Here is an 8771-nt window from a genome sequence, read left to right on the forward strand (position 1 = left end):
GCGGCCGCTGGACCGCAGCTGAAGCACCTCGTCGTCGACATCAATCTGAGCTTCACGATCGGCGGGATCAGCAAGGCACTCCGTATCGCCATTGAAAAAATGGCGAACGAGCGCGCGGATGTCTTCGTCGATCCGCAATGGAAGGACGAAAAGGATCTGCCGCACCTCAGGCCGCCCGCCAATGATTGGAACGGGTTGGATCGATACCATCTCGCAATCGGCCTCGGCGAGGCCGCCCAGCGCCGCCCGAAACACGACACGGTATTGCTGTCGGATCCCTGGGTGTTCGCGTTCCGCCTGCCGGCCGCCACACGTGTGCCTCCCGACGCGGCCGAGCTGATCGCCGGACGCATCGTGGTTCCAATGCTGGCGCCGCCGCTGATCGAGCAGGCCGACCGCTATTTCACCCGCCACAAGATCACGGGTGTTCGTTTTCTCAACGATCATCCGGGCGATTTGCCGCGCACCATCGACGACTATCCGGACGCCGCGGTCTTCGTGCCGCGGAGCCTGATTTCCGCGCGCCTCGGCCTTTCCAACGTCATCGCGGTCGCGGCACAGCATCCGCCGACGATGGACGTGATCGCCCGGGCGACCAAGCCGAATGCGGTCACCAACCTGTTCGTACGCCACCTCAAGCGGGCGTTAGAGGGCGACCGGCTTGCGCGCCCCGAACGCCCGCTCGTCAGCCTCCGCCAGATCCACTATTTCAATCTGATCCATCGCGTCCGACGGATCTCGGCGGCGGCGCGCGGAGCGAATATCAGCCAGCCTGCCCTCAGCGAGCAGTTGCGGAAGCTCGAGTCCTCGCTGGGCGGCGAGCTGTTCGAGCGCAATGACGATGGCGTCATTCCCACCGCAAGGGGCGATCGTTTTGCGCGCTTCGCAACCATGATCGAGGCCGGTTTCCGCCACCTCTCGACCAGCGACGCCGGCGCGGCACGGCTGCAGGGCCGCCGCGTAGTCGTCGGCATCCTGCCATCCGTCAATCAGCACGGTTTCCTCGTCAACCGGATCACCGATGCGATCATCGAGGTTCAGGCGAAGTATCCGACGCTCAAGCTCGTCGTCCAGGAAGCCCCGAACGGCACGCTGCAGGACTGGGTCATTCGCGGACTGGTCGGAGTGGCGATCGTCGAAACGACCCTGCCGCACATGCCTCGGCTTCCGCTCGGCTCGTCGGAAGGCCTTGCCGCAATCGTGCATGCCAGCCACCGGCTATTGCCGCCCGGTCCCGTGCGCCTGTCCGATCTGGCACAGCTCCGCCTCGCTTTGCCGACCAACCGCTTCGGCCTGCGCCAGTTGTTGGAAAACGCGGCGTCGGAGCGCGATGTGAGGATCGATCCGCTCATGGAGATCGATGCCCTGCCGATGGCCGTGTCGCTGCTGGCGCGTCAGGCAGTTTGCACCGTGCTGCCGCCGTCCGCGGTCGCACGGGAGATCGAGAGCGGCGACCTTACTGCCCACCCGATCATCGATCCTCCGATCGCACGGCGGCTTTACATGATCTATTCGGGTGAACGGACGTTGAGCGAGCCGGAACGGGGCCTCGTCAATACATTGCGGCGAAAGCTGTCGGAACACCGGGACCCAAGTTAGGGCATCTCGCCTCCTAGGGCCGGCCCCGCCTCCTGCAACGACCGATCGAGTGCCTGGACTGCCTGGAGGATCACTGCGGCGCCGGCTGCGACGGCATCCCGATCCGCCCACTCTTCCGGCGCGTGGCTCTTGCCGGCGCGGCATGGCACGAACACCATCGCAGAGCGGCAGATGCGGCTCATGAAGGCGGCATCATGCCCCGCCCCGCTCGGCAGATCGGTCTGTTTGAGGCCAAGATCTTCGGCCGCCCGGCGCAAGGCGGTCTGCAGGTCCGGGTCGCAGGCAACCGGCGGACCATCGGACAATGTCGTGAACGCGCTGCGACGGACCCGCAGCCTGGCTGCGGCTGCCTTGCTTTCCCGGTCGACCGTCTCGACGAAGCGCGTCGTCAAAGCCGGGGCCGTTGTCCGTGCATCGATCACCAGGCGGCAACGGCCCGGCACGATGTTCGATGCGGACGGCTCGACGGTCAGGATTCCAACGGTTGCGACAAAATAGTCCGATCCTTCGCGATCGAGCTCCTCGGCGACGCGCCGCACCAGTCCAACGGTTTGTGCTGCCGCAACCAGCGCGTCGTGCCGCAGGTGCAGCGGCGTCGTACCGGCATGATCGGCCTCGCCGTCGAACACGATCTCGATGCGGCGAATGCCGACGATCGAACTCACCACGCCGATATCGAGCGATTGCGACTCGAGGACGATGCCCTGCTCGATATGCAGTTCGAGAAAGGCCCTGACATCGCTCCGCTTCGCCTCGCCGAGCCGATCGGGATCGCCGCCGACCCGCCCCAGGGCATCGCGCAGCGGCTCGCCACCCGGCTCGACTAGATCGAGCATCCTGCCGTCAAGCGATCCGGTCATGCCGCGGCTGCCGACGCAGGACAGCCCGTATTCGCTGGGCTCTTCGGCGAGAAAGTCGATGACCTCGAGCGTGTGATCGAGACGCGTGCCGGCATCGCGAAGCGCACGGACGATTTCAAGGCCGGTGGCCACACCGGCGATCCCATCGAAGCGGCCGCCGGATGGCACGGTGTCGCTATGCGACCCGATCGCGATCACGCCGAGCGAAGGATCGCGTCCCTCGATCCGGCCGATCAGATTGCCTGCTTTGTCGAGACGCACGCTCAGACCGGCTTCGACAAAGCGCCGCGCGACAAGCGCCCGGCCTTCGAGGAACAACGCCGTGAACGACCGCCGCGTGTAAGGCCGCTCAGGGTCGGTGATCTCGGCAAGGTCCATGATGTCGGCCCAAAGCCGATCGGCATCGAGCGGGAGGTTCGATTTCGCCACGGCGCCGCTTCACCCTGCGCGGAGAGGGCTGACGAACCGCCCGTTGCCGGGTTCCGCAATCACCTTGCCGTCGGCAGCGACGCACTCGCCCCGCACGTAGGTCTCGATCGGGCGGAACGGCAACTCGATGCCGTCATAAGGACTCCAGCCGACGAAATTGTTGCCGCTCTCGGCCGCGCGGTAGCGATAGGGATCGCGCCGCATCAGGACAATGTCGGCATCGCGGCCGATCTCGAGGGCGCCCTTGACATGCGTGATCCTAAACAATGCCGCAGGATTGAGCGCGAGCAGGCGCGCCGCATGGGTGAGCGGGAGATTGCGCTGGTCCAGCCCCTTCAACAGCAGTCCGTACAACGCCTCGAGGCCGGGAATGCCGGAGGCATTCTTCAGCATATTCGGATCGGTCTTGCGATCCTCCGACCAGCTCACGTGATCGGTCGACACGATCGTGACATTGCCGGCCGCCAGATGATGCCAGAGCGCCTCGACCTCGCGTCGCGGGCGCAGCGGCGGGTTGATCTTGGCCTTGCCGCCGAGGCGGCGGACATCGTTGTCCTCGTCGAGCGTGAGATAGTGCACGCAGGCCTCGATGGTGGCGCCGTGACCCTGGGCGCGATAGGCAGCGGCAAGCTCGTATCCGCGCCCGATCGAGCAATGCACGATGTGCACCGGACAGCCGGCGGCGGCGCCGAGTTCGTAGACCTCCACTGTCGCCAGCGCCTCGGTGACCGGCGGCCGCGACAGGCCGTGCGCCGTATAGTCCGTGATCCCCCTGGCCTCGACATCGGCCATGAAGGCGCGCACCATTTCGTCATTCTCGTTGTGAATTCCGGCCATCAGGCCGCGCCTGCCGACCGCCGCAAAACAGGCATAGAGCGTCTGCGGCGGGATGCGCGGAAATCGCGTCGGATGGGTTCCGAAGGTCGAGAACTTGAAGGCCGCAGCGCCCGCATCGACCAGCTCGTCGACCCTCGCCGCCCCCTCGACGGGATCGATTGTCGCGTACAGTGCAAAGTCGACCCGCGCCTGTGCGCCAGCTTCCTTGACCTTGGCGCGAAAACGCTCGGCAGTGGCGATCAGGCAGTTGTCGTCATAGGGCATGTCGACGATCGTGGTCACGCCGCCGGCTGCGGCGCTGCGCGTCGACCAGATGAAATCCTCCTGCCCGAGCTGACTGCGGCTGTGCACCTGCGCATCGATCGCGCCCGGCAGCACGAGAACGCCCGGGCCGCCATGCTTCTCGCCCGCCGGCGCAGCACCGGCTCCCAAGCCCTGCACCTTGCCGTCACCGACGAGAACATAACCATTCTCGATCACCCGGTCTGGGAGAACAATCGTACCCGTGAAAACCCCGTCAGCCATGTTTCTCTTCTTCGTTGATCAGCGTCTCGCCTCTCCGCAACGTTAGATGAAGGCCGGGAGCGCGACCAATCCGGATCGGCTGAAGCTGTCGATAGGAAAAACCAAATGGAATGCGTACCGTGGTGACTGCAAAACCGCCGCGCCAGCGCCGGCCGTTCGCTGACGCGATCGTGGGCATGCGAGACCAAAATCTCACCATCGATCCCGGCTTGCCCATTCGAACGGCTTCAATTATGTATAGACATGTTCGGATAAGGATCGTCGGGCATGAACGACCGAGCGCTCGTCTTCGAAGGGATCGGACAGGACTTTCCAGCACCGGGGCAGCGGAGCAAGGTCCGCGTGCTCGACGGAATCAGTTTCGACGTCGGCCACGGCAAATTCATCGCCGTGATCGGTCCGAGCGGTTGCGGCAAAAGCACGCTCCTGCAGATGGCCGCCGGCCTGCTGCTTCCAACCCGCGGTGCGGTGCATCATCGCGGCCGCAAAATCACCTCGATCAACACAGAGGTCGGCTTCGTCCCGCAGCAGGCTCAGCTGTTTCCCTGGAAGACCCTCGCCGAAAACGTCGAACTTCCACTGCTGCTGCGTGGCGTCGCGGCGAACGAACGACGCGAGCGAGTAGCGCACGCACTGGGCTCGGTCGGGCTCAAGGGTTTTGAGCGACATTTCCCGAGCCAGCTCTCCGGCGGCATGCAGAAGCGCGGCTCGATCGCGCGCACCCTGGTTTATCGCCCGGATATCATCCTGATGGACGAACCGTTCGGAGCTCTCGATGCGCAGACCCGGATGGTGATGCAGAGCGATTTGCAGACGCTGTCGATGGAGGCCGGCGCGACCGTCGTTTTCGTAACCCACGACATCACCGAGGCCGTGTTGCTGGCCGACCATGTCATCGTGCTGAGCCAACGGCCCTCGCGCCTGCTCGCAAACATCCCGATCGATCTGCCGCGGCCGCGCAACATGTTCGAGCCATTCCGCAATCCAGGCTTCGACGCCGCCTACGACGCCGTCTGGACCGAATTCCGCTCGCAGATCGATACCGGACGGGTTCATTGACCGAAGGCAAGCCGATGACCGATACGGCGTATCACGCCCCTGCCCAAGACACGAGCGAGCGCCGCGGCCTTGCCGCGAGCGTAGCGAGGCCGCTGCAATGGCTGTTGAAGCTTCTGCCGGGCATCGCGCTGTTGCTGTTCTGGCAATGGGCATCCGGCCGGCTGATCAAGGAGATTTATGTCAGCAAGCCGACCGCCGTTGCCCAGCGGCTGTACGAGCTGTTTGCCTCCGGCGAGATCTATCCGCATCTGTGGACGACCGGCCAGGAGCTCGTGTTCGGTTACGTCATCGGCGTGGCAGGCGGTGTCATCGCCGGCTATGCGCTCGGCCGGTCGCCGCGGCTCGCGCGGATCTTCGAACCCTATGTGATGGCGTTCTACGGCATCCCCAAGATCGCGCTCGCGCCGCTCTTCATTATCTGGTTCGGGATCGGGATGGGATCGAAGATCGCGCTCGCCTCGATCATGGTGTTCTTCCTGGTCTTTTACAACGTGTTCGCCGGGGTGCGCAGCGTCGACCGAGAACTGGTCAATCTCACGCTCATCATGGGCGCGAACCAGCGCCAGCTCACCTACCATGTGTTCCTGCCGGCCGCCGCGCCGTTCGTGATGCTGGGCATGCGGCTCGCAATTCCCTACAGCGTGATCGGCGTGATCGTCGGCGAGTTCACTTCGTCGGCGCAGGGTCTCGGCCTGTTCATTCACGAGGCGTCGTCGACCTATGATCCGGCCGGCGTATTTGCCGGGATCGTCATCCTGCTTGCATTCGTCACCATCGCGAACGTCCTTGCGGGCCGTCTCGAGCGCCGGCTGTTGCGCTGGCGCGCGCTGTCGGGTGCGGGTCCGATCGACATCTGAAAAATACGGGAGACCATCATGCGATGCTCAATGGGCTTGGCGAGGCTGGCTGTGATCGGCGTCGCATTGGCGCTGTTGCCGGCCTCAGCAATGGCACAGCAGGCGGTGCGGATAGGGCTCGGCGCACCGACGCTGAGCTTTCTGCCGATCTGGTCGGCACGTGCGCTCGATACCTTCAAGTCACAGGGCCTAAATGCCAGCGTCGTCGCCCTGCCCGGCGGCGACCCGTCCGCGCTCGCAGCACTCGATGCCGGCGATATCGAACTTGCCGCGGTCGGCCCCGACTCGATGCTACGTGCCGCCGCGAAGGGCCAGCCGTTCGAGATCGTCTACTCGTTGATGTCGAAGGTCACGCTGCAGCTTACCATCTCCAAGGCGCTCGCGGAGCGCACCGGCGTGAAGCCGACTGATCCGCTGGAGAAACGGCTCGCCGTCCTGAAAGGCGGTCTCGTCGGCGCCACCGCACTTGCCGGCGCGCAGGAGATCGCAGCGCGCTGGCTCGCCGCCAAGGGTGGCCTCGATCCGAAGAAGGATCTCAAGGTTGCGCAGGTCGGCAATCCGACGGCCATTCAGGCTGCGCTCGAGGCGCAGCGAATCGACGCTTTCGTGCTGTCGCCGCCGGAAGGATTTTTGGCCGAGAAGGCAGGCACCGGCGTCGTGCTGGTATCGCTCGGCGATGATTTCCCGCTGCTCGCCAAGCAACCTTATCTCGTGCTTGTCGCCAAAAGACCGATCAGCCCGGCAACGGCCGACCTCATCACCAGGACGGCGAAGGCCCTCCAGGTGGCCAGCGCCGCGACGGTCGACAAGCCCGACGAAACCGCTGACGCGATCCGCAAGCAGTTCTTCTCCAAGGCCGACCCGCAGGCGATCGCGGCCGCGGTGAAGACCATGCGCAGCGGCGTCGCCGACGGCGGCAGGATCGACGTTCAGGGCATGCAGAACGCGCTGACCTTCGCCAAGGAAGTTGGCACCAACTTCGGCAAGGAGTTCGATGCGAAGGCGTCGGAGGACGATCTGTGGACCAACCGCTACGTCGACGCTGCCAAGGGAAAGTAGCGAGGGGAAGCGCCTAGCTACTTTCCGGCGCAAAATTCGCCGTTCTCGAATTGAAGTGATTTGGAATGCGTGCTGAAAAGACGACACCCCGCCGGCGATAGCGGCGGGGTGTTGGTAAAGCGTTGGTGATCTTCGGCGCGTTTCTAGTTTGACGATTTCTCATTGATGGCGCGGCCGATGTTGATGAGATTATCGGAGATCACGCCGAGTCCGACCCAACGCTTCATTCCATCTTCGCCCTTGTAGCGACAGCGGCTGAGCCCGTGTCGCCGCTTCGACACGCTGATGCGGCCCTCACATCCGGTACGCCATTTCTGACCGTTGCGGAACCAGCGCTTCTTCTGTTCGCGTCGGCGCTCAGCGCTCTTGGTGGAGCGGTTGGGAATGCACACACGCTTGACACCCTTGGCTTTGGCAGCGGCCTCGTTCTTACCGGAATAGAAGGCCGCGTCGGCAGCAACCAAGTGCGGCACGCGTCCGATCGCCGCCTGGTGGAGTTCGAGCGCGGGAATGAGCAGGTCGGAATCGTTGGGCCGCTTGTCATAGACCTCGAAGTCGATCACGATCTGGTTCTCGGCCTCCTGCAACTTCACCATTTTGCCGAACTCGTTGGGCTTGCCCGCCTTGCCTTTGCGGATGACCTCCGTCGAAGGCTCGAACACGCTCAAAAGCTTACCTTCCGAGCGCGTATCGCCGCGATAGATCCGGGCCCTGGTCTGTTTCATGACCTGGTTTACTCGCGGCACCATCTCGTCGATCTGATGGCGCAAGCGATCGAGCTTCAATTGCCCCATCGCATTGGGGGCCTGCTTCACTCCCGCGGCGATCTGCGCCGAGAACTGCTTTGCCTGTCCGACCACGCGGCTGGCCGAATTGAGCAACCGCCCGTAGGCACCCTTGAGCTTCTCGGAGCTCTGCTTCACCCTGGAGCGTGCGGCCCGCGCAATGTCGAGCACCCGCAGCTTCACGCTGCGACTGCGATCGCGCAACTTGGTACCGGTCTCTCCAGCGATCTTGGTGACCTCCTTCATGGTGCGGATGAGCACGCGCACGCCGTCGCCCAGCAGGCTCGAGTCGGTCGGATAGTGGACATTGGTCTCCACCACCGTGGTATCCACGCGCATCCGCCGGCCTTCCACAACTCCTTGATCCTGCGCGATCTTCACCATCCGTCCGTGGACCTGCTTGATCACCTTTGGGCCCACCGCCAGGCCCCACCGGCCGATGGTCTTGGCATCTGGCATCTTGCCACCGCCGATCCGAGCGAAGTCGCGGTAGACGAGATTGGCGCGTACTTCGCGCTCGAGCACCTCGTAGCTCCAGTTGCGAACGTGCTTGAGAACGAGCAGTCGCAGCACCATCTCCGCCGGCGCACCACGCCGCCCGCGGCTGCGGCTCTTGGGATGTCGCTGGCCGAGCGCTTCGTACACCGCCGTGACAATGGCATCGTCATCCAGGATCCGGTCCGCGTGGTCCATCCAGTCCTCACGCAGGCCGGCCACTTCCTCAGCGACCCAGTGATCCCCAAACCTCAGCTGTGCCCGCC

The 8771-nt window shown here is 64.3% G+C and carries 8 protein-coding genes; 4 read left to right on the top strand and 4 right to left on the bottom strand.

Annotated features, from left to right (window positions below; genetic code table 11):
- A partial coding sequence (locus AS156_RS30700) for a LysR family transcriptional regulator (protein ID WP_066512739.1) occupies positions 1-1599 on the top strand: 1599 nt, incomplete at its 5' end.
- Here AS156_RS30700 and ertE read toward each other — a convergent pair.
- The 3 genes from ertE to AS156_RS42450 are packed head-to-tail and all read right to left on the bottom strand — an operon-like array spanning position 1596 to position 4428.
- Positions 1596-2888: an N-carbamyl-l-glutamate amidohydrolase ErtE gene (ertE, locus tag AS156_RS30705; RefSeq protein ID WP_283807955.1), complete on the bottom strand. Its 1293-nt coding sequence runs from the start codon at positions 2886-2888 to the stop codon at positions 1596-1598. The two genes, AS156_RS30700 and ertE, sit on opposite strands and share 4 nt — an antisense overlap.
- A 9-nt stretch (positions 2889-2897) precedes the next feature.
- Positions 2898-4250 (bottom strand): hydantoin-5-propionate amidohydrolase, encoded by a 1353-nt coding sequence (gene ertD / locus AS156_RS30710; RefSeq protein WP_066512742.1) that lies wholly within the window; start codon positions 4248-4250, stop codon positions 2898-2900.
- The gene (locus AS156_RS42450; RefSeq protein WP_136626510.1) at positions 4243-4428 is read right to left on the bottom strand and encodes a hypothetical protein; all 186 of its coding nucleotides are present in this window, start codon (positions 4426-4428) and stop codon (positions 4243-4245) included. Before AS156_RS42450 ends, ertD begins: the two co-directional genes overlap by 8 nt.
- Positions 4429-4517: 89 nt before the next feature.
- On the opposite strand from AS156_RS42450, the gene AS156_RS30715 reads away from it, so the two are divergent.
- The 3 genes from AS156_RS30715 to AS156_RS30725 are packed head-to-tail and all read left to right on the top strand — an operon-like array spanning position 4518 to position 7225.
- Entirely contained in the window at positions 4518-5309 is a 792-nt protein-coding gene (locus AS156_RS30715; protein ID WP_066512745.1) for an ABC transporter ATP-binding protein, read from the top strand.
- Positions 5310-5323: 14 nt separating this feature from the next.
- A complete protein-coding gene (locus AS156_RS30720) occupies positions 5324-6166 on the top strand; it encodes an ABC transporter permease (RefSeq protein WP_136626511.1) in 843 nt (280 codons plus the stop codon).
- A 30-nt stretch (positions 6167-6196) separates the two neighbouring features.
- The gene (locus AS156_RS30725) at positions 6197-7225 is read left to right on the top strand and encodes an ABC transporter substrate-binding protein (RefSeq protein ID WP_066512747.1); all 1029 of its coding nucleotides are present in this window, start codon (positions 6197-6199) and stop codon (positions 7223-7225) included.
- 143 nt (positions 7226-7368) lie between these two features.
- On the opposite strand, the gene AS156_RS30730 is transcribed toward AS156_RS30725, so the two are convergent.
- Positions 7369-8771, bottom strand: a 1403-nt coding sequence (locus AS156_RS30730; RefSeq protein ID WP_082747396.1) for an ISNCY family transposase, incomplete at its 5' end; no start/stop codon positions are given.

Source organism: Bradyrhizobium macuxiense (assembly GCF_001542415.1).
Taxonomy (GTDB): Bacteria; Pseudomonadota; Alphaproteobacteria; order Rhizobiales; family Xanthobacteraceae; genus Bradyrhizobium; species Bradyrhizobium macuxiense.

Excerpts from the sequence above, each read along its gene's own strand:
- ertD (WP_066512742.1), bottom strand. The coding sequence starts at position 4,250 with ATGGCTGACGGGGTTTTCACGGGTACGATTGTTCTCCCAGACCGGGTG.
- AS156_RS42450 (WP_136626510.1), bottom strand. The coding sequence starts at position 4,428 with ATGCCCACGATCGCGTCAGCGAACGGCCGGCGCTGGCGCGGCGGTTTT.
- AS156_RS30715 (WP_066512745.1), top strand. The coding sequence starts at position 4,518 with ATGAACGACCGAGCGCTCGTCTTCGAAGGGATCGGACAGGACTTTCCA.
- AS156_RS30720 (WP_136626511.1), top strand. The coding sequence starts at position 5,324 with ATGACCGATACGGCGTATCACGCCCCTGCCCAAGACACGAGCGAGCGC.
- AS156_RS30725 (WP_066512747.1), top strand. The coding sequence starts at position 6,197 with ATGGGCTTGGCGAGGCTGGCTGTGATCGGCGTCGCATTGGCGCTGTTG.